Consider the following 18,690-nt stretch of genomic DNA (forward strand, 5'->3'; position numbering starts at 1 on the left):
CTAAGCGGCCGGGTAGTGGAAGTCGGCGTATGTCATGGAGGGCGGTATGAGTACGCTCCAGCGCGACCCGCGCGAGCGCGTCCAGATTCTCGACGAGGACGGCCGTGTCCGCGACGGCGCCGAGGTTCCGGACCTCGACGACGACACGCTCGTCTCGATGTACCGTGCGATGCGCACCGCGCGTCACTTCGACCAGCGGGCGGTCAGCCTCCAGCGCCAGGGGCGGATGGGGACGTACCCACCGCTCTCGGGCCAGGAGGGTGCCCAGGTCGGCAGCGCGGCGGCGCTGGACCCCGACGACTGGGTCATCCCGTCGTACCGCGAGCACGCCTCGGTGTACGTCCGCGGCGTCGGCCTCGACCAGTCGCTGCGCTACTGGATGGGCGACGAGCGCGCCAACCGGATGGACGAACAGAACGTGTTCACCATCGCGGTGCCCATCGCCACGCAGATCCTCCACGGTGCGGGGATGGCGTGGGCGTCGAAACTGAAGGGCGAGGAGAAGGCGTTCCTGACGTACTTCGGCGACGGCGCGACCTCGGAGGGTGACTTCCACGAGGGCCTCAACTTCGCCGGCGTCTACGACGCCCCCTCCATCTTCTTCTGTAACAACAACCAGTGGGCCATCTCGGTTCCACGAGAGCGCCAGACCGCCAGCGAGACCATCGCTCAGAAGGCCGTCGCCTACGGCTTCGAGGGCGTGCAGGTCGACGGGATGGACCCGCTCGCGGTGTACAAGGTGACCCGTGACGCCGTCGAGAAGGCGAAGAACCCCGGTGAGGGCCAACTCCGACCGACGCTCATCGAGGCGGTCCAGTACCGCTTCGGAGCCCACACCACCGCCGACGACCCGAGCGTCTACCGCGAGGACGACGAGGTCGAGGAGTGGAAGGCGAAAGACCCGATTCCGCGTCTCGAGTCGTACCTCGTGAACAACGGTCTGCTCGACGACGAGACCATCAGCGCCATCGACGGCGAGGTCGAAGACGAGGTCGCCGAAGCGATTTCGGACGCCGAGGCCGCAGAACGGCCCGACCCCGCCGAGATGTTCGCCGACGTCTACGGCGAGATGCCCAAACGTCTGCAGGAACAACTCGACTACCTCGAACAGCTTCGCGAACGCCACGGCGACGAGGAACTCCTCGAATGAGCACTCAGGAACAACAGCAGTCGACACAGAATCTGACGCTCGTGCAGGCGGTCCGTGACGGCCTGCACGGCGAGATGGAACGGGACGACGACGTCATCGTCATGGGCGAGGACGTCGGGAAGAACGGCGGGGTCTTCCGCGCGACGGAAGGTCTCTGGGACGATTTCGGTGACGACCGAGTCATCGACACGCCGCTCGCCGAGTCCGGCATCGCCGGGACGGCGGTCGGGATGGCCGCCTACGGCCTGAAACCGGTCGCCGAGATGCAGTTCTCCGGGTTCATGTACCCGGCGTTCGACCAGATCGTCAGCCACGCCGCCCGTCTGCGCAACCGCTCGCGCGGTCGCTACACGGCCTCGATGGTCGTCCGCGCACCCTACGGTGGCGGCATCCGTGCCCCCGAACATCACTCCGAGTCGAAGGAGGCGTTCTACGTCCACGAGCCGGGTCTGAAGGTCGTCATCCCCTCGACACCGTACGACACGAAGGGGCTGCTCGCCGCGTCCATCCGCGACCCCGACCCGGTCATCTTCCTCGAGCCGAAGCTCATCTACCGCGCGTTCCGCGAGGAGGTGCCCGACGACACCTACACCGTCGAACTCGGGAAGGCCGCCGTCCGCCGCGAGGGCACCGACATCTCGGTGTTCACCTGGGGCGCGATGACCCGCCCGACCCTCGAAGCCGCGGAGGACCTCGAAGAGGAGGGTATAGACGTGGAGGTCGTCGACCTGCGCACGCTCTCGCCGATGGACACCGAGACCATCGTCGAGTCGTTCAAGAAGACCGGTCGCGCCGCCGTCGTCCACGAGGCTCCCAAGACGGGCGGCCTCGCCGGCGAGATCATCGCGACGATTCAGGAGGAAGCCCTCATGTATCAGGAAGCGCCCGTCGAGCGCATCACCGGCTTCGACGTCCCCTTCCCGCTGTACGCACTGGAAGACTACTACCTGCCCGAGAAGGCCCGTGTCGCGGACGGCATCCGCGAGGCGGTGGAGTTCTAGATGGGTATCCGCGAGTTCAAACTCCCCGACGTCGGGGAGGGCCTGACGGAGGCCGAGATCGTCAACTGGCTCGTCGAGGAGGGCGACCCGGTCAGCGAGGACCAGCCGGTCGCCGAGGCCGAGACCGACAAGGCCGTCGTCGAGGTCCCCTCGCCCGTCAACGGCACGGTCAAGGAGATTCGCGCCGAGGCCGGTGAGATGGTTCCCGTCGGGAACGTCATCATCGTCTTCGAGACCGAGGGCGGTGCGGACGAGTCCGCCTCCGAGTCCACGAGTGCCGAGGACGAAGGCGTCTCCGCGGGCGACACCGAGGAGTCGACGGCGACCGACGCCGCCTCGGGCACCAACGGCGCGAGCGACGAGGAGGTCTCGACCCCCGAAGGTCGCGTCTTCGCCGCTCCGAGCGCGCGTCGACTGGCCCGCGAACTGGGCGTCGACATCGCGCAGGTCGACGGCTCCGGTCCCGGTGGCCGAGTCAGTGACGCCGACGTGCGCGCCCACGCCGACTCCGGCGGGGACGCGGACGACGGGTCCGAGGCCCCCGAGGTCTCGAACGACGGCGTCAAGTCCGCGACGAAACGCGTCGGCGACGAGGGCGACGGTGGCTCCGCGAGCGCGTCGAGCGCGTCCGCCAGCGTCGAGAGCGCGGACCGCGACCGCACGCTCGCCGCACCCGCCACCCGGAAACTCGCCGACGAGGAGGGCGTCGACCTGAACGCCGTCCCGACCGACGAGGAGCGCGACGGACAGGCGTTCGTCACGCCCGCGCAGGTCACCCAGTACGCCGAGGCGCAGCAGGCCGCCCAGGAGGCCGACACGCAGGCCGTCCAGGCCGGTACCACCGAGAGCAAGGAGGACGAGCGCGTCCCGTACCGCGGCATCCGCCGCACCATCGGTAAGCAGATGGAGCGCTCGAAGTTCACCGCGCCACACGTCACCCACCACGACGAGGTCGACGTCACCGAACTCGTCGCCACGCGCGGCGACCTCAAGGGCGTCGCCGAAGAGCGCGGCATCAAGCTGACGTACATGCCGTTCGTCATCAAGGCGGTCGTCGCGGGGCTGAAGGAGTTCCCGTACCTCAACTCCACGCTCGACGAGGAGGCAGAGGAGATCGTTCTGCGCAAGGACTACAACGTCGGCGTCGCCGTCGGCACCGACGCGGGCCTGATGGTCCCCGTCGTCAAGCACACCGACCAGAAGGGGATGCTCCAGCTCTCCTCGGAGATGAACGAACTCGTCGAGAAGGCGCGCGAGCGCTCCATCTCCCGGACGGAGATGCAAGACGGGACGTTCACCATCACGAACTTCGGAGCCATCGGCGGCGAGTACGCCACCCCCATCATCAACTTCCCCGAGAGCGCCATCCTCGGTCTCGGTGCCATCAAGGAGAAACCGCGCGTCGTCGACGGCGAGGTCGTCCCGCGCAAGGTGATGACGCTCTCGCTCTCCATCGACCACCGCGTCATCGACGGCGCTCAGGCCGCCGCGTTCACCAACCGCGTCATGGAGTACCTGGAGAACCCGTCGCTCCTGCTGTTGGAGTAGTCCGGGTCGATTCGCGGTTCTCTCTCGTCTCTCCGTCTCCCCGTTCTCACCGCCGACCAGCGAGCAGTCTCGTGGTTCTCCAGTGGAAACGAAGGGCTTGTCGACCGAGTGAAACGAGTCGCCGTTCTATCGCTCTTCGTCGGCGAGCAGGTCGCTCGCGGTGACGAGGGCCTCCAGTCGGAGGTCGTGTTCGTGGAGCAACGCTTCGGCACCCTCCTCGCGGTCGACGACGACGAGCACGCGGTTCACCTCCGCGCCAGCCTCACGGAGCGCTTCGGCGGCGTCGAGTGCGCTCTGGCCCGTCGTGGCGATGTCTTCGAGGACGACGACCTCCTCGCCGTCAGAGAGTCGTCCTTCGATGCGGTTCCCGGTGCCGTACTCCTTGGCCTTCTTGCGCGCGATGACGTACGGTTTCCCGGTCGCGACGCTCGTCGCCGCGACGAGGGGGACGCCGCCCAGCGCGACGCCAGCGAGTTTCGAGACGTCGTCGGTCCGCTCGGCGAACGCCTCGGCGATGAGGTCGAGACACGTCGGGTCCGTCTCGAACAGGTACTTGTCGACGTAGTAGTCCGACGTGCCGCCGTGGGAGAGTTCGAACTCGCCGAACTGGACCGCCTCGGCCGCCCGGAGCGCGTCGATGAGCCGCTGGGTGTCGCTCATGTGCGAGGCTCTGGGAGGCGCGACCGTAAGCGTCCCGGAGCGACGCAACGAATCGGTCAGGGTTGCGATTACAGTCGAATCGAACCACGTCGATCGGTCGTACCGCGAGCCGTGCGGGACCTCCGGTCCCGCTGGAAACCGGCGACGGAGTCGCCGGTGACGAACGAGCGTAGCGAGTGAGCGAGCGGGGTGACTGAACCGTCGACCGAGCGCCACAGGCGCGAGGGAGACGGTGAGGGAATCCTTTTGCTGAAGCTTTTACCCCGTCGGGGGCCGCAGGCCCCCGACTCGTGGATAAAAGGTTCAGTTGAAGTCCCGGACCGTCAGGTTCAGCGTGTCGAGGTCGAGGATGGGCGCGTAGGCGTGGTCGGGCGAGATGTTGACGGACTTCTGGAAGTCGGTCTGTTCCTGCCAGCAGCCGGAGTTGATGGCGAGGACGTTGTGGTACTTCCCCCAGCCGAGTTTGTGGACGTGGCCCGTGTGGAACACGTCCGGGACGTCCTCGATGACGAGGTAGTCGCGCTCCTCGGGCGCGAGACGGGTGTGCCCACCGTACTGCGGGGCGACGTGGCGTTTCTTGAGCAGTTGGTACATCGCCTTGTGGGGTTCGTCGTAGCTCGCTTTGTCCTCGGGGAGTTCCGCGATGACCTCGTCGAGGCTGACGCCGTGGTACATGAGGACGTCGACGCCCTCGACGGTCACCGTCGAGGGATTCCCGGAGATGCGGGCGTCGTGGGCGCTCATGATGTCTCGAAGCTCCTCGGTGAACCCGGGTTGGGGTTCGGCGAGGCGGACGGCGTCGTGGTTGCCCGGGATCATCACGATCTCCATGTCGCCGGGCACCTCCTTCAGGTGCTCCGAGAACGCCTCGTACTGCTCGTAGATGTCGACGATGGAGAGCTCCTCGTCCTGGTTCGGGTAGACGCCGACGCCCTCGACCATGTCGCCGGCGATGAGGAGGTACTCGACGGACTCGGCACCGGGGCTGTGGAGCCAGTCGGCGAACCGGGACCACGCCTCGCCCATGAACTCCTGGCTACCGACGTGGACGTCCGAGATGAGCGCCGCCTGGACGTGGCGGTCGGCGGTGTTCGGGCGGTGGGTCCGGGGGACGTCGGGGAAGTGCAGCGAGTCGACGAACAGGATACCGCCGTCACCCGAGAGCGTCCCGTCGACGGCGATGACCTCGTCCATCAGCAGTTGGTCGACGAGTTCGGCGATGGGCTTGTCCTTCATGACGAGACACGGGAAGACGCCCTGGGTGTCCTCCAGTTCGACGAGCCAGTGACCGCTGGCGGTCGAGCGGACGTCGTTGACCATACCGATGATGGCGGCGTCCTCGCCACCGGGGCTCGATTCGAGCGAAGAGGTGGGTCGGTGGTTGACCCGGCCGCGCAGGACCGACGAGAGTCGCTCGTAGCGGTCGCGGAACACCTTCACGAACTCGTCGTACTCGCCGGTCCCGGTCGACTCGCCGGTGATGTCGCCGAGGATGTCGGCGGGCGGTGGCGAGCGGGTTCCGACCGCCGACCCCCCCGTTTCCACTGCAGTCCCGTTTCCAGCCGTTGTCGACGACTGCGCGGGGGTTGCATCGGAAACGGGGGGGTCGCCGTCGCCCGAGGCCGCCGGCTTCGGCGGGGCGTCGGTCGGGGAGTCGGTCCGCACGTCGGGGGAGGTGGCGTCGGTCGGGGAGTCGGTCCGCACGTCGGGGGAGGTGGCGTCGGTTTCGGGGTCGGGGACGACGCCGCGGTCGAGGGTGGTCCGGACGTGTGCGGCCGAGAGTTTCAGCGCGTCGTCGGGGAGCGAGTCGAGGGCGGCCGCCAGCGCGCGGCCGGGGTCGGAGGCACCCGCGAGGAGGGTGACCGCCTCGCGGTCGGCGTTGTAGCCGCGACTCGCGAGTTCGGCCACGATGCGCTGGGGTGTCTCCAGTGGCACACTCAACGGTCCGTCGGTGACGGCAAAAACGTAGCGTCTCGGAGTGCGGACAGTCCTCGCGAGACGGACGGTCACGGCGTTCGCGGTCGGTGCTCGTCGGTCGGCGCTCGTCGGGGCGTCGAACCGCCACACCACGGGGCGAGGCGCGTTCGCTCGACGGACGGCCGAACGTTGCGTTCGGGCAACAGAAGGTTGAAACGGCCCGGAGAGATAGGAGGGGACGATGAAAGACCCCGGTGAAGAGGGCGAACGACCGGTCGGACTCGGTTGGGTTCGTTGGCTCTTCACCACCGACCACGAGGCCGTGGTCTACGTCCGCGAGGTCGCGGGGAGCGTCGCCGCGGTCGCACTGGTCGGACTCCTGTTGTTCGCGGTCAGTGGTGTCTGGCCGCCGCTCGTCGCTATCGAGAGCGAGAGCATGGAACCGCACATCCAGAAGGGCGACCTCGTGTTCGTGATGGAAGAAGAACGGTTCGCCGACGGTGCGGCGACCGTCGCCGCGGGCGACTCCACCGGAGTCGTCACGTACCGTACCGGCCAGGAGACGGGCTACAGCAAGTTCTCCGCCGCCGGCGACGTCGTCGTCTATCGCCCCGACGGGAGCACCACCGCCACGCCCATCATCCACCGGGCGATGCTCTGGGTCGAGGAGGGCGAAGACTGGTACGACCGCGCGGACCCGGAGGCGGTCGGTCGCTACGACGCCTGTGAAATCGACGACGACCCCGCGACCGACACTGCCCTGCCCGCCTGCCCCGCCCCGAACGCCGGGTTCATCACGAAGGGTGACAACGACGCGACGAACGGCCAGTACGACCAGGTCGCCGGCATCGCCGACCGTCCGGTCGCTCCCGACTGGATCATCGGCACCGCCGAGTTCCGCATCCCGCTGCTCGGCAACGTCCGCCTGCTGTTCGGCCTGCTCGGTGGCTCCGTCGAGACGCTCGTGACGCTGGTCGCGGCCGCGGGCGGCGGACTCGGTGGCGCGCTCGTCCTCGGGTTCGACGCGCGCCGTGGGTAGTTACGAGGAACGACCGACGCTCCTCGACAGGACCCGGCGGGACTGCCCCTCCGGTCGACGTGGCACCACCCCGACAGTTAACTGCGCTTCCTCCCGTGGTCGACCATGGGAGACGAGCGACCCGAGTTCGGTATCAACTTCGGAAAGGACGGCTACGACGGCGACGGCTTCGAGTACGACGACGACGAGGTCCTCGAACAGATCCGCGAACACGACCCACACCTGCTCGAAGAGGTGACCGACGAGGAGGCGACCGAGACGGGTGACGAAGCGCCCCGGTAACGACTACTCGACCGTTGTTTCGGGTGGAGTTCCTTGTGAACGTTTTCCACACAAGCAGCCGTTTTCGGCTTTCTCGACGGTCGCCAGTCGACCGGTCACCGTTCTCGATACGAAACGAACGGGTTAGTCAACCGAGACGTGTCGCAGCCGACAGGTCAGGAGTCGTCGAAGCGCGCCTGCACGAACGGTTGGGCGTCCTCGACCTCGCCTAGACGCGAGTCGGCCAGGAGGACGCTCTTGGTCTCGTCGAGGGGGACCGAGAGGCTCATCTCCTTGGTGCGGCCGTACCGCCCCTTCGAGACGACGACGGCGTTGACGATGCCGAGCATGTCGAGTTCGGAGATGAGGTCGGTCACCCGCCGCTGGGTGAGCACGTCCATGTCGATCTCGTTGCAGAGGCGTTTGTAGATGTTGAACACCTCGCCCGTGTTGATGTTGTGGACGCCGTTCTCCTCCAGGAGGATGACCGCGTAGAGGACGAGTTTCGACTGCGTCGGGAGCGTCCGGACGACCTCGACGACGCGGTCCAACTCGATCTTCTCCTGGGCGCGTCGAACGTGGGCCTCGTGGATGGTCTCGGTCCGGTCGCGTTCGGCGAGTTCACCCGCCGTCCGGAGTAGGTCGAGCGCACGACGCGCGTCACCGTGTTCCTGGGCGGCGAACGCCGCACACAACGGGATGACGTCCTCCGAGAGCGTGTCCTCTTTGAACGCGATGTCCGAGCGATGCTGGAGGATGTCCCGGAGTTGGGTCGCGTCGTAGGGAGGAAAGACGATCTCCTCTTCGCCGAGACTCGACTTCACGCGCGGGTCGAGGAAGTCGGTGAACTTCAGGTCGTTCGAGATACCCATGATGGAGACCCGGGAGTTGTCGAGTTCGGAGTTCATCCGCGAGAGGTTGTACAGCGTGTCGTCACCGGACTTCTCGACGAGTTTGTCGATCTCGTCGAGCATGATGACGACGACGCGTTCGCGGTAGTCGACGGCCTCGAAGAACGTCGAGTAGACGCGGTCGGTCGGCCACCCCGTCATGGGGACGGGTTCGAACTCCTCGCGGTCGGCGTCGAGGTCCTCGATACGCTCGTCGAGCGCCTCTTCGCTGTCGAAGCCAGTTTCCTCGACGGTCGTCGTCTCCTCGTCGAGTGCCGCTCGTGTGTCTTCGAGTCGCTCCAGTTCCGACTCGATGTACGTGACGTTCTCGTCGATGAACTTGTTCGCGAGCTGTGCGAGCACGCGGTACTGCGTGTCGGTCACCTCGCAGTTGATGTACTGGACCTCGCAAGGGACCTCGTACTTCTGGGAGGTGGTCTCCAGTTCGTCGCTGACGAACTTCGCGCTCGCGGTCTTGCCGGTCCCCGTCTTCCCGTAGATGAGGATGTTCGACGGCGTGTCGCCGCGCAACGCAGTGACGAGGATGGTCGCCATGTTGTTGATCTGCTCCTCGCGGTGCGGGAGTCGTCGTGGCGTGTACGACGGGCGGAGCACCTCCTTGTTCTCGAAGATGGGTTCGCCGCTGAGCAGGTCGTCGAACAGTCCCGGCGACGCCTCGTCGGGCTCCGCCTCGGACGTGTCGTCGGCCACTCCGTCGGCTTCGACGCCGGCTTCGACGTCAGTTACGTCGGCGGCGACCGTCGTCGCCGACCCGTCGTCGACCGTCGGGTCGGACCCGTCGTCCGCCGTAAGTCCCTGTTCGTCGATCCCCTCGACGTCCTCGGTCACTTCGGACTCGTCGACCTCTTCGACGTCGTCCGCCTCACGTCGGCCGACGGTGTCGTCGTCTCTCGGCCGGTCGTCGCGTGCGGACGGGTCGGCGTCGGTGTTCGAATCTGTGTTCGTCATGTGTCCTCGACCCCTCCGTTTCGGGTGGAGTCAGCCCCACGCACCCGGCGAGACGGTCGTTGTTCCCCCGTAGAAGACCGCTTCTCGGAATCGTCCCGCAGGAGTGCGTCCAGTTGATGCAGAAGAACACGAAGTCGAGACATCAATTAAACATTGTGGTCTCGGCGAACGGTCAGTGTGTCGGGACGCTCTCACCCACACGCTCGGCCGTGCGGTCTCGGAACCGCACCGTGGGAGCGACACCGGTCGTCACCGAGAGACGACGGTGCTCGAGCGGTAGACCCACGCGGCACCCACTCGGCACGGGCCGTGTTTCCGAGTGCAGCGAGAGTGCACGGAAGCACCCCTCCTCGTCGTGGGGTGTCGTCCGCCGGTCAGGACGAGTCGGTGGACCCCGTCCCTTCTCCTCCAACCGTCGAAGGAGACGTCGAGCGTGGGGTGAGTTCCGGTGCGGACGGGAAGGGGAGGTGGGGGTCGGATATCACCGTTCAGCGGGGAGTCGTCGACGGGGTCGTGAGAACCGCTAGCTAGCCACCTACGGACGCTCTCTCGGCAGTGCGTGTCGTTCACTCGCACCACCTGACCCCCCCACCCCCTCGTTTCGGGTGGAAACGCCAAAAGGCGGGGTGGGGGGTGTGACGAGTCGCGAGCCTGGCTAGTCACAGAAACATTCATATACACGTCCAGCATACCAAACCCGTACTAGAGACAACTGGTCTAATTTAGTTTATTTCTAGTGCTGTGTGTTGCTAGAATCAATTCTGCACGGTTTCTTTCTAGTTCTAGAAACGAGTTCGGTCGTTCGGCCCGAGTTCGACCCGTCCCCACCCCGGTGGGTGGTGCCCGCTCCACACGAAACGAAGGGGTGGGGGTTTCGGAGGGTGCCTAGAACAGCTCTAGGGGTGTACTAGTAGCCCTCTAGCACCCTCTAGTATCGCGGATGCCCTCACACCACGACGGCACCACTTCGTGTCGAACCGACTCGGCTGAGGTGTGAGGCTGCGTCGCCGTCACGCTCACTACCGACTGTCGACTCGCGCCCCACCAGCCACGGTGGCGACGAGTCTCGAGGCGAGGACTGTCGGACCCGGCCCCCGTCGCTTCCGGTGGACCGACCGAGGTCGGTCACATCGAACACGGTCGCCTCGACTCGACGGGTCGAACGCGTCCGGTCCGGACTCGGCGAACCGAACTCCGTCGGTTCGGGCGTCTCGCGCGCGTGTACGGAATCGCACTCTCGATACGCGTGTCGGGAGGCCGACCTCGACACGCTCGGTCGGACGTCTCCGCAATATTGTCAGAAAATGTATGTATGTCTGACGCAGTGTTAAGTGAGTCGGGTCGGCTATGGCAGATAGACCCGCCCCTCGGGGCCGGGGAGGATACGCCAGGATGGGACTGTTAACTGAACTCAGATCGAGTATTTCGCGCGTGACGTCGAAGCTGTTCGCGCCCGATCAGGGACCGAAGCGAATCGGTATCTACGGGCCGCCGAACGCCGGCAAGACGACGCTCGCGAACCGCATCGCCCGCGACTGGACCGGTGACGCCATCGGCCCGGAGAGCCACGTGCCTCACGAGACACGTCGTGCTCGTCGCAAGGAGAACGTCGAGATCGAACGCAACGGGAAGAGCGTCACCATCGACATCGTCGACACGCCCGGCGTGACGACGAAGGTCGACTACAAGGAGTTCCTCGAACACGACATCGAGAAGGAAGACGCCGTGCGTCGGTCCCGAGAGGCGACCGAGGGCGTCGCCGAGGCGATGCACTGGCTTCGCGAGGACGTCGACGGCGTCATCTACGTCCTCGACAGCGCGGCCGACCCGTTCACGCAGGTGAACACGATGCTCATCGGCATCATCGAGTCGAAGGACCTCCCCGTGCTCATCTTCGCGAACAAGACCGACCTCGAGGAGTCGAGCGTCCAGCAGATCGCCAACGCGTTCCCACAGCACGAGACCGTCCCGCTGTCGGCGCTCGAAGGCGACAACATGGACGAAGTGTACGACAAGATCGCGGAGTACTTCGGATAATGCCTGGCATGCAACCACCCAACGGCGCGCCCGAGACCCCCGACGGCGTCCAGATCGACCTCATCAGTGCCGGTCGAATGTCGAACCTCCGGACGATGGAGAAGATCCGGACCATCCTCGACAGCGTCCACGACGGCAACATCGTCATCCTCGAAGACGGCCTCTCGCCCGACGAGGAGTCGAAACTCATCGAGGTGACGATGAGCGAGATCAGCCCCGACGGGTTCACCGGCATCGAGATCGAGACCTACCCCAAACCCTCGAACGACGGCGGCCTGTTCAACCGCCTGATGGGCAAGGGGTCGGACAACGACAACAAGCTGACCGTCATCGGCCCCGCCAACCGCATCGAGACCCTCCACAAGGACGAGAACCTCATCAGCGCGCTGGTCACCCGGAGGTAACCCCGGTGCCACACCAGTGTACCGCCTGCGGGCACACGTTCGAGGACGGCTCGAAGGAGATGCTGTCGGGCTGTCCGGGCTGTGGCGGCACGACGTTCCAGTTCCGCCCGAGCGGTGCGGCCGACGGGACGTCGACCGACGCGCCGGACGACTCCGACGCGACCCCGCCAGAACGTGAGTCCGGCGGCGTCGCCGAACGCATGGGCCGCACCGCCACCGCGATGCGCGACTGGATGCACCGCGACGACGCTCCCGACAGGTCCGACACTGCCGGCGCTCCCGACACTGCCGAGACCCCCGACTCCACCGACGTCCCCGATACCACCGACGTCGAGGACGCGACCGGTTCCACTCGAACCGACGCCGGTGACGCGGACACCGGGGTCGAAACCGGGACCGCGAGCGTCGACGAGCGGACCACTGGTGAACCGACGACCGACGAGACGCGACCAGCAGACGCGACACGACCAGCGGACGAGAACCGTTCTCCGGACGACACACGGTCACCCGCCACCTCCGAATCGGACGACGCGGCCGCCCCAGACGCGGTCGCATCCGGCGAAGACACGGACGACGGTCTGGCCGCGTGGCCCGACCCGCCGGACGTGAGCCACGTTCGGGAGAAAGACCAGCGCGTCCACCGTCGCCGGCGACGCGCTGGGCGGTGGGGTACGGAGACCGAACAGGCGACCGAGACGGACCAGACGACTCAGACCGACCGACCGACCGAGACCGAACGGGTGGCCGAGACGGTCGACCGGCCGACCGACGAGCCTCGCGACGACACCCCTCGGCCGAACGAGGACGGTCTCATCGTCGCCGACGAGGAATCCCTCGACGGCTCGACGGAAGACACCGCCCAGGCGAGCGCGCGGAGCGAGATGGCGCGCCCCGACGAACTCCCGCCGCGGGAGTCCGAAGCCCCCAGTTCGGGTCGCGTCGTCAGCGAACCGAGCGGGGAGAAACCCGACATGGCCGAACTCCGCGAGGAGCTCAACGAGCAGTTCGAGTCGATCAAGATCGTCGAACCCGGTCAGTACGAACTCAACCTGATGGAGCTGTACGACCGCCAGGAGTACATCATCTCGCTCCGGGAGAACGGTCGGTACGTCATCCAGATGCCCGAAGACTGGCTCGGCGACCGCGACGTACCGTAGCCGCGGTCCCTTCGGGTGTCGTAGTCGCGACTCGTTCGGGTCCGTTTCCGGACGCCCGCCGTGTTCACGCTCCCGGTCGCCGTCGTACGGTTCTCCACCGGAAACGAGGGGGTCGCCACGTCGTCGACCGTACTGCTGTCGACTGTCGGTGCTTACGAGTTGCTATCGCCGACGACGGAGTCAGCCGAACCGTCGTGCGTCCGTGACCGTCGCCCAGGAGCGCCGCGAGGGGGCTCGGTCGTCACGTCGCGGACGGCGTCGGTCGCGTCGTCCCGCGAGGGTCGCCCCGCTACGATGGACACGGTCGTCGGGACGAACCCGGCAGGACTTAAACGGTCGCCCGCGAAGCGAGTTCCATGAGCGAGGCTACGAAAGTCGTCATGGGAACCATCGGTGTCGCCGCCGTGCTCGCGGTCGCACTCGTCGTCGTCCTGGCACTCTGAGTCGATGTTCGACAGACGGGACCTCTCCCCGGAACTCCAAGCGGTGCGTGAAGCCCACGCACCGGGTACGGTCGTCCTCGACTGCGAGGGCGACTTCGAGACACTGCCACCGGACGCCGCCGAGACGCTGGGGCTGTTCGTCGACAGCCTCGCGCCCGTCTCCTTCCCCGCCGAGTGGCTCCCCGACGACGCCCCCGAACTCCTCCGGCGGTACGCCAGCGAGACGTTCACCGTCGGGATGCCCGGCGACGGCGGGGTGACGTGGACGACCCAGACGACGCCGCCGGTCGTCCTCGTGAAGGCGCGGACGACGGGGTCGCCCGAGGCGTTCCTCGACTTCCTCGTCGCCGAGGCGCTCGTCGAGGCCGGCATCGCCGTCCGAGACGGCGGTCCCCCACTCCCCGAACAGTTCCTCGGCTTCTTCGGCGAGCGGTACACCGACCTCGCCGCCGCGACGGGGCTCTCGCCCGCCGACACCTACCAGTTGGCGAACGCGCTGTACGACGCCTACCTCGGACTCCACACCCGCCCGGTGTTCCGCGAGTGGGCCGACGACCACCCCCGACTCCACGAGGCGTGGCGCGACGCGGGCGAGCGACTCCAGCCACGGCTGGACGGTCTCGCGCGGGAGGTCGCGACGGGCCGGACGTCGTTCCCAGCCGCGGCCGAACTCGCGTGCAGCGGCGTCAAACACGGCTGTGACCTCCCGACGCCGTTCGGCGCGCTCGACACCGCCGCGTACCGCGACGCGGGCGCGGAGTACGCCGTCGTCTGGGCGCGCAAGACGTTCGAGAAACTCGTCGAGGAGTGAGGGACCGTCGCCGAGGAGCCGCTCGCGACCCGAGTTCGGGGTTCGCCGGTGGTGTGTGGCCTCGACACGACGGCGTCGGCTTCTTACGGCATCCGTCCGTACACGTCGGTGATGTCGAACCTCGAACTCTACGAACTGGAGGGCTGTCCCTACTGTGCGAAGGTGACGTCGAAACTCGACGAACTCGGACTGGAGTACGAGTCCCACATGGTTCCGCGCTCGCACGGCGAGCGCACCGAGGTGAAAGAGATCAGCGGCCAGACCGGCGTGCCGGTGCTCGTCGACCCCGACCACGGCGTCGACGGGATGCCCGAGTCCGACGACATCGTCGAGTACCTCGAACGAACCTACGGTCGGGAAGCGAGCGCCTGAACGGCCGAGACGACGCGCTCACAGCCCCTTCACGGCCCGAATTCTCGTGATCACTCGTGACCCCAACCGTCAGCGTCGCCACCGCCCGGCGTCGGCTCAGGCGGCGCAGACGCCCTCGTAGCTGAGACGGATGAACCGCCGCAGCAGGACGAGGTCGTTGCCGCCGATGGGGACGAGCGGCCAGGAGCGGTCCCGTCCGCCGTCCGAACGCAGCGCGTGGTCGCGGGGGCCGTCGACGCGGTCACCCGGGCCGTCACGCCGGTCGTCGTCGGTCGCCGTCGGCCCGCCGAGGGCGACGTCGCCGTCCCAGTCGAGGGTCAACCCCGACCAGCGAACCCGCAGTCGGTCCCGAGCGTCGTCGTCGAGTCCACACAGCGCCACGCCGCCGTCGGTGACGACGGCGAACGGTCGGTCGTCGACGAGGAACGCCGGGTACCCGCCGACCGTTCCCGGTTCGACACGCTCCCACGCGCGGACGGTGTTGAAGACAGCGTCGCGAAGCGCCCCGGACCGTCGGTCGGTGAACGACGGGCGGCCCGTCGCTTCGAGGCCCATCGATTCGATAGCCATGGGGATGTGGTACCGCATGGCACGATAAAGGTATGACGCGTGGAACGTGTCGAAATGCTCCGCTAACCGGACTGAAAGCAGCGGTTAGCGAGGGCTACGCTTCGGACTCGGAGCGGTCGGTCCGCTCGCGGATGAGGTCTCGGAGGTCCTCGGCGTCCTCGATGTCGGCGATCTCGTCTTGCTCGATGAGGACGGTTCGGTCGACGCTGTCCCGGCGCGCACGGTCGACGACGTAGATGGCCGACGTGCGGGTCACCTCGCCGACCGAACTCATGATGCGGGCGCGCTTCTCTGCGGTGCGGTCGAACGTGGAGTGACCGGTGAGCATCGTCCCGCCGTCGTCGCCGGTGACGGCGGTCGACCCACCGGCCCCGCTGTCCTCGCTGACGGCCTTGAACGGCGAGCGCAGCGTGGGGTGGACGTCGAAGCCGACACGGGTCAACACCGTCACGAGCGGTTCGTCGTCGGGGTCGGCCTCGGGGTCTTCGGGCATCGGGTCGGCGTCTCGGAGCTCCTCGGACTCGAACACGTCGACGGGGTTCGACAGCGAGCCGTCGAACAGCTCCTCGAGGCGGGCGGCCACCTCGACGCTGGCGTTCATCCCGCTCTCGTACTTCGAGACGGTGCGCCGGGAGACGCCGAGTTCGGTGGCCAGACGGCCGAGCGACCACTCGCGTTCGCGGCGCTTGTCGGCGAGCACGTCGCCGTCGATGCTGACGTACAGCCCACCGGGGGCGGCGTAGATGAGCGGCGGGACGCCCTCGATGAACAGGTCCATCGCGGTGTCCGGCGAGAGGACGGGGACGCCGTGGCGGAAGTACACTACGCCCGGTTTGAGGTCCTCGTCGCGGGTCCGCAGCCCGATGACCAGCGGCGTCGCGTTCAGGTACCGTCCGAGACGACGCATCTCCGCGCCGGTCGCCGCGTCGAAGGAGTCGACGTTGCCGAGCACCTTCAGGAGGAGGACGTCGTCCCGTCGGCGGGCGGCGACGTCGAAGCTCTTCGGACGGACGGCACACCGGTCGCTCACGAGGAAGCCCGCGTCGGCGAGCATCGCGGTCACGTTTCCGACCAGTGCAGACCGTGACATAACTGGTGGTATGCGCTTGTCCGCATATATATATTGTGTCAACACCGGAACCGTCGTCCGGCGGTTTCGGGGCCGCTCTCGGCTCGTTTTAAGTGGTACGGCCGGTCCACCGACCTGCCGACCACCAGCTGTCTCGTCGGCGACAGGTCGATGCTTCGGGGTCGTCGCCCCGGACGGTCGACGGCCGACCCACCCCGGAAGCGACCGTGACGAAAGCGCTTACCGCCTCGCCCGCCGAGTCCGCGCGTGACCGTCATCGGCCTCGACGACACCGACTCGCGCGAGCACGGGATGTGTACGACCCACGTCGCCCACCGGATCGCCGAGCGACTGCGCGAACGCGGCACCGTCGAGCGCCTCCTCCTGATACGGCTCAACCCCGCCGTCGAGCACAAGACCCGCGGCAACGCCGCCCTCGCGATTCACACCGACGTCCCCGCCGCCGAAGCGTTCGCCGTCGCCCGCGAGGTCGTCGATGGGGCGGCCGTCGAGACGGACCCGAACACGAACCCCGGTCTCGTCGTCGCCGCCGGCGACCCCGACGCTACGCTCGGTCCACAGGACGCCGTCGTCCGGTTCGCCCGCGCCGCCGTCCGCGACCACCTCGCCATCGCAGACGCCGAGGCGCTGCTCGCGCACGCCGGGTTCCACGCGAAAGGGTGGGGTGACGGCCGCGGCCGTATCGGGGCGCTCGCTGCCGTCGGCGCGTGGGCCGCTGGCATCGAGGACGCCGCCGGGTCCGAGACCGACCCCGTCTTCGGCGACTGGACGTACGAACGCATCGCCTACCGCGAGCGCGAGAAGTGGGGGACCCCTCGCGACGTCGACGCCGACTCGGTGGTCGCCGCCGCCGACGAGGCGTACCCGAGCGTCTGGGACACCGTCGACCGTGGCGAGGGTGAGACCGTCTGTGTCCCGCACACGCCCGGTCCCGTTCTCTACGGCATCCGCGGGGACGACGCGGACACGGCCGAGCGGGTCGCGGCCGCCATCGAGAGCGAACCCGTCGCCAGCGCCGAGACGTTCCACACGAACCAGGGGACCGACGCGCACCTCCGGGCGGGGGCGCTCGCCGACGCACTCGACGGCCGGGCGTACCGCCTCGACGGCACTGTCCTCGACGCCCCCGAGACCCGTCGGGGTGGCCACGTCTTCTTCACACTCGGGGCCAGCGACGAGGCTCTCGACGACACCACACTCCCTGCCGACCCGCCGACGCTCCGGTGTGCCGCCTTCGAACCGACCAAGCGCTTTCGCGACCGGGTACGGGCGCTCCGTCCGGGCGACCGCCTCACCGTCTGTGGCGAGGTGAGCGACGGGACCGTCAAACTGGAGAAGTTCGCCGTCCGCGCGCTCGACGCCACGGAACTGGTGGTGCCGGACTGTCCCGACTGCGGGCGGCGGATGGAGAGCGCCGGCCGCGACCAGGGCTATCGCTGTCGGGACTGCTCGACCCACCGTGACGGGAAGACTGAGCGGTCGGTCGAGCGTGACCTCGACGTCGGCTGGTACGAGGTGCCGCCGTGTGCGCGCCGGCACGTCGCGAAACCGCTCGTCCGCGGCGGGTTCGACGCGCCGACCCACCCCGAACGGTAGCGGGTCGACGGCCCGAGTCGCCCCCGGCGGTGGGTTCGTCCGTTCGACGTGCCGCGGTCAGAACACCGAAGGTCCCGGCGTCCGCTGTGGTGGTATGGTCCGTTCGACACGAACCGGTGCCCTCCTCCTCGCGGTCGCGCTCGTCGTCGCGCTGTCGGGGTGTGCGGGTATCGCCGACGACCCAGCGACCACCGAGACGCAGGCCCCCGCGACGGGAACCGACGCGCCGCCGACCGCGACGTCGCCGACCGAGGACGCCTCGGAAACGGCGACACCGTCGCCCGCGTCGACGGCCGACCCGACGACGTCGCCCACCACGACACCGACCGGTCCGAGCGCGACGTTCGTCGAGGACGGCGAGACGCTCGCGACGGTCACGCTCGAAGTCGCCGACAACAGGAGCGAGCGCCGCCGCGGGCTGATGCATCGCGAGTCGCTCGCCGAGGACGCGGGGATGGTGTTCGTCTACGACGACGCCAACCCCCGGACGTTCTGGATGAAGAACACCCTCATCCCGCTCGACATGGTGTTCGTCTCCTCGAACGGCACCGTCCTGAACGTCGAGCACGCCGACGTGCCGCCCGAGGGGAGCACAGACTACGGGAACTACGAGAGCGACGGTCCCGCCCAGTACGTCGTCGAGGTCAACCGCGGGTTCGCCAACGAGACGGGCATCGGCCCCGGCACGCAGGTCGAGTTCTCGGCGCTGAACGCGACGAGCGAGACCGAGACCGACTCGCGCTGACCGGCCGCCGGTCCTCGGCCACCGCCTCCG

The 18,690-nt window shown here is 67.7% G+C and carries 18 protein-coding genes; 13 read left to right on the forward strand and 5 right to left on the reverse strand.

All coding sequences use genetic code 11. From position 1 onward, the window contains the following. Positions 1–46 precede the first annotated feature (46 nt). Genes pdhA through M1L36_RS07165 form a run of 3 tightly spaced genes read left to right on the forward strand, consistent with a single transcriptional unit; the run spans position 47 to position 3,699 of the window. On the forward strand, positions 47–1,150 hold the full coding sequence (gene pdhA, locus M1L36_RS07155) for a pyruvate dehydrogenase (acetyl-transferring) E1 component subunit alpha (RefSeq protein ID WP_250873030.1): 1,104 nt from the start codon (positions 47–49) through the stop codon (positions 1,148–1,150). Beyond that, positions 1,147–2,151: an alpha-ketoacid dehydrogenase subunit beta gene (locus M1L36_RS07160; protein ID WP_305794373.1), complete on the forward strand. Its 1,005-nt coding sequence runs from the start codon at positions 1,147–1,149 to the stop codon at positions 2,149–2,151. Before pdhA ends, M1L36_RS07160 begins: the two co-directional genes overlap by 4 nt. Then, positions 2,152–3,699, forward strand: a complete 1,548-nt coding sequence (locus M1L36_RS07165) for a dihydrolipoamide acetyltransferase family protein (RefSeq protein ID WP_250873031.1) — start codon at positions 2,152–2,154, stop codon at positions 3,697–3,699. It begins immediately after the preceding gene. Positions 3,700–3,825: 126 nt separating this feature from the next. Here M1L36_RS07165 and pyrE read toward each other — a convergent pair whose 3' ends face one another. Continuing rightward, a complete protein-coding gene (pyrE, locus tag M1L36_RS07170) occupies positions 3,826–4,359 on the reverse strand; it encodes an orotate phosphoribosyltransferase (RefSeq protein WP_250873032.1) in 534 nt (177 codons plus the stop codon). Between the two features lie 303 nt (positions 4,360–4,662). Further along, entirely contained in the window at positions 4,663–6,294 is a 1,632-nt protein-coding gene (locus M1L36_RS07175) for a DNA-directed DNA polymerase II small subunit (RefSeq protein ID WP_250873033.1), read from the reverse strand. A 223-nt stretch (positions 6,295–6,517) separates the two neighbouring features. Between M1L36_RS07175 and M1L36_RS07180 the strand changes: the two genes are divergently transcribed. Together M1L36_RS07180 and M1L36_RS07185 are read left to right on the forward strand one after the other, a co-directional pair. Continuing rightward, the gene (locus M1L36_RS07180; RefSeq protein ID WP_250873034.1) at positions 6,518–7,315 is read left to right on the forward strand and encodes a S26 family signal peptidase; all 798 of its coding nucleotides are present in this window, start codon (positions 6,518–6,520) and stop codon (positions 7,313–7,315) included. A 105-nt stretch (positions 7,316–7,420) separates the two neighbouring features. Further along, positions 7,421–7,597: a hypothetical protein gene (locus M1L36_RS07185; protein WP_250873035.1), complete on the forward strand. Its 177-nt coding sequence runs from the start codon at positions 7,421–7,423 to the stop codon at positions 7,595–7,597. 155 nt (positions 7,598–7,752) lie between these two features. Here the strand turns inward: M1L36_RS07185 and M1L36_RS07190 are convergent, their stop codons facing one another. Next, positions 7,753–9,435 (reverse strand): Cdc6/Cdc18 family protein, encoded by a 1,683-nt coding sequence (locus tag M1L36_RS07190; RefSeq protein WP_305794374.1) that lies wholly within the window; start codon positions 9,433–9,435, stop codon positions 7,753–7,755. A gap of 1,392 nt (positions 9,436–10,827) precedes the next feature. On the opposite strand from M1L36_RS07190, the gene M1L36_RS07195 reads away from it, so the two are divergent. From M1L36_RS07195 to M1L36_RS07220, 6 genes are all read left to right on the forward strand, one after another. Beyond that, positions 10,828–11,472: an Era-like GTP-binding protein gene (locus M1L36_RS07195; RefSeq protein WP_250873036.1), complete on the forward strand. Its 645-nt coding sequence runs from the start codon at positions 10,828–10,830 to the stop codon at positions 11,470–11,472. Beyond that, entirely contained in the window at positions 11,472–11,876 is a 405-nt protein-coding gene (locus tag M1L36_RS07200) for a DUF2073 domain-containing protein (protein ID WP_250873037.1), read from the forward strand. The genes M1L36_RS07195 and M1L36_RS07200 overlap by 1 nt, the downstream gene beginning before the upstream one ends. A gap of 5 nt (positions 11,877–11,881) precedes the next feature. Next, positions 11,882–13,033, forward strand: coding sequence for an OapC/ArvC family zinc-ribbon domain-containing protein (locus M1L36_RS21560; RefSeq protein ID WP_369694211.1), 1,152 nt, complete (start codon positions 11,882–11,884; stop codon positions 13,031–13,033). 356 nt (positions 13,034–13,389) lie between these two features. After that, positions 13,390–13,476 (forward strand): hypothetical protein, encoded by an 87-nt coding sequence (locus M1L36_RS21730; RefSeq protein ID WP_439954813.1) that lies wholly within the window; start codon positions 13,390–13,392, stop codon positions 13,474–13,476. Positions 13,477–13,480: 4 nt separating this feature from the next. Continuing rightward, positions 13,481–14,287 (forward strand): DUF7089 family protein, encoded by an 807-nt coding sequence (locus tag M1L36_RS07215; protein ID WP_250873038.1) that lies wholly within the window; start codon positions 13,481–13,483, stop codon positions 14,285–14,287. 111 nt (positions 14,288–14,398) lie between these two features. Continuing rightward, positions 14,399–14,659, forward strand: a complete 261-nt coding sequence (locus tag M1L36_RS07220; RefSeq protein ID WP_250873453.1) for a glutathione S-transferase N-terminal domain-containing protein — start codon at positions 14,399–14,401, stop codon at positions 14,657–14,659. A 96-nt stretch (positions 14,660–14,755) separates the two neighbouring features. On the opposite strand, the gene M1L36_RS07225 is transcribed toward M1L36_RS07220, so the two are convergent. Both M1L36_RS07225 and M1L36_RS07230 read right to left on the reverse strand, forming a co-directional pair. Continuing rightward, positions 14,756–15,229, reverse strand: a complete 474-nt coding sequence (locus M1L36_RS07225; RefSeq protein ID WP_250873039.1) for a hypothetical protein — start codon at positions 15,227–15,229, stop codon at positions 14,756–14,758. A 94-nt stretch (positions 15,230–15,323) separates the two neighbouring features. Next, positions 15,324–16,319, reverse strand: a complete 996-nt coding sequence (locus M1L36_RS07230; RefSeq protein ID WP_250873040.1) for a transcriptional regulator — start codon at positions 16,317–16,319, stop codon at positions 15,324–15,326. A 246-nt stretch (positions 16,320–16,565) separates the two neighbouring features. Between M1L36_RS07230 and M1L36_RS07235 the strand changes: the two genes are divergently transcribed. Together M1L36_RS07235 and M1L36_RS07240 are read left to right on the forward strand one after the other, a co-directional pair. After that, a complete protein-coding gene (locus tag M1L36_RS07235; RefSeq protein ID WP_250873041.1) occupies positions 16,566–17,915 on the forward strand; it encodes a TiaS agmantine-binding domain-containing protein in 1,350 nt (449 codons plus the stop codon). A 94-nt stretch (positions 17,916–18,009) separates the two neighbouring features. Continuing rightward, positions 18,010–18,660, forward strand: a complete 651-nt coding sequence (locus M1L36_RS07240; protein WP_250873042.1) for a DUF192 domain-containing protein — start codon at positions 18,010–18,012, stop codon at positions 18,658–18,660. Positions 18,661–18,690: the final 30 nt, after the last annotated feature.

It is taken from the genome of Halomarina rubra, assembly GCF_023699475.1.
GTDB classification, from domain to species: Archaea; Halobacteriota; Halobacteria; order Halobacteriales; family Haloarculaceae; genus Halomarina; species Halomarina rubra.

What these genes read in the sequence shown, in the direction of transcription:
- pdhA (WP_250873030.1), top strand. Translation starts at nt 47, where the DNA reads ATGAGTACGCTCCAGCGCGACCCGCGCGAGCGCGTCCAGATTCTCGAC.
- M1L36_RS07160 (WP_305794373.1), top strand. Translation starts at nt 1,147, where the DNA reads ATGAGCACTCAGGAACAACAGCAGTCGACACAGAATCTGACGCTCGTG.
- M1L36_RS07165 (WP_250873031.1), top strand. Translation starts at nt 2,152, where the DNA reads ATGGGTATCCGCGAGTTCAAACTCCCCGACGTCGGGGAGGGCCTGACG.
- pyrE (WP_250873032.1), bottom strand. Translation starts at nt 4,359, where the DNA reads ATGAGCGACACCCAGCGGCTCATCGACGCGCTCCGGGCGGCCGAGGCG.
- M1L36_RS07180 (WP_250873034.1), top strand. Translation starts at nt 6,518, where the DNA reads ATGAAAGACCCCGGTGAAGAGGGCGAACGACCGGTCGGACTCGGTTGG.
- M1L36_RS07185 (WP_250873035.1), top strand. Translation starts at nt 7,421, where the DNA reads ATGGGAGACGAGCGACCCGAGTTCGGTATCAACTTCGGAAAGGACGGC.
- M1L36_RS07190 (WP_305794374.1), bottom strand. Translation starts at nt 9,435, where the DNA reads ATGACGAACACAGATTCGAACACCGACGCCGACCCGTCCGCACGCGAC.
- M1L36_RS07195 (WP_250873036.1), top strand. Translation starts at nt 10,828, where the DNA reads ATGGGACTGTTAACTGAACTCAGATCGAGTATTTCGCGCGTGACGTCG.
- M1L36_RS07200 (WP_250873037.1), top strand. Translation starts at nt 11,472, where the DNA reads ATGCCTGGCATGCAACCACCCAACGGCGCGCCCGAGACCCCCGACGGC.
- M1L36_RS21730 (WP_439954813.1), top strand. Translation starts at nt 13,390, where the DNA reads ATGAGCGAGGCTACGAAAGTCGTCATGGGAACCATCGGTGTCGCCGCC.
- M1L36_RS07215 (WP_250873038.1), top strand. Translation starts at nt 13,481, where the DNA reads ATGTTCGACAGACGGGACCTCTCCCCGGAACTCCAAGCGGTGCGTGAA.
- M1L36_RS07220 (WP_250873453.1), top strand. Translation starts at nt 14,399, where the DNA reads ATGTCGAACCTCGAACTCTACGAACTGGAGGGCTGTCCCTACTGTGCG.
- M1L36_RS07225 (WP_250873039.1), bottom strand. Translation starts at nt 15,229, where the DNA reads ATGGCTATCGAATCGATGGGCCTCGAAGCGACGGGCCGCCCGTCGTTC.
- M1L36_RS07230 (WP_250873040.1), bottom strand. Translation starts at nt 16,319, where the DNA reads ATGTCACGGTCTGCACTGGTCGGAAACGTGACCGCGATGCTCGCCGAC.
- M1L36_RS07240 (WP_250873042.1), top strand. Translation starts at nt 18,010, where the DNA reads ATGGTCCGTTCGACACGAACCGGTGCCCTCCTCCTCGCGGTCGCGCTC.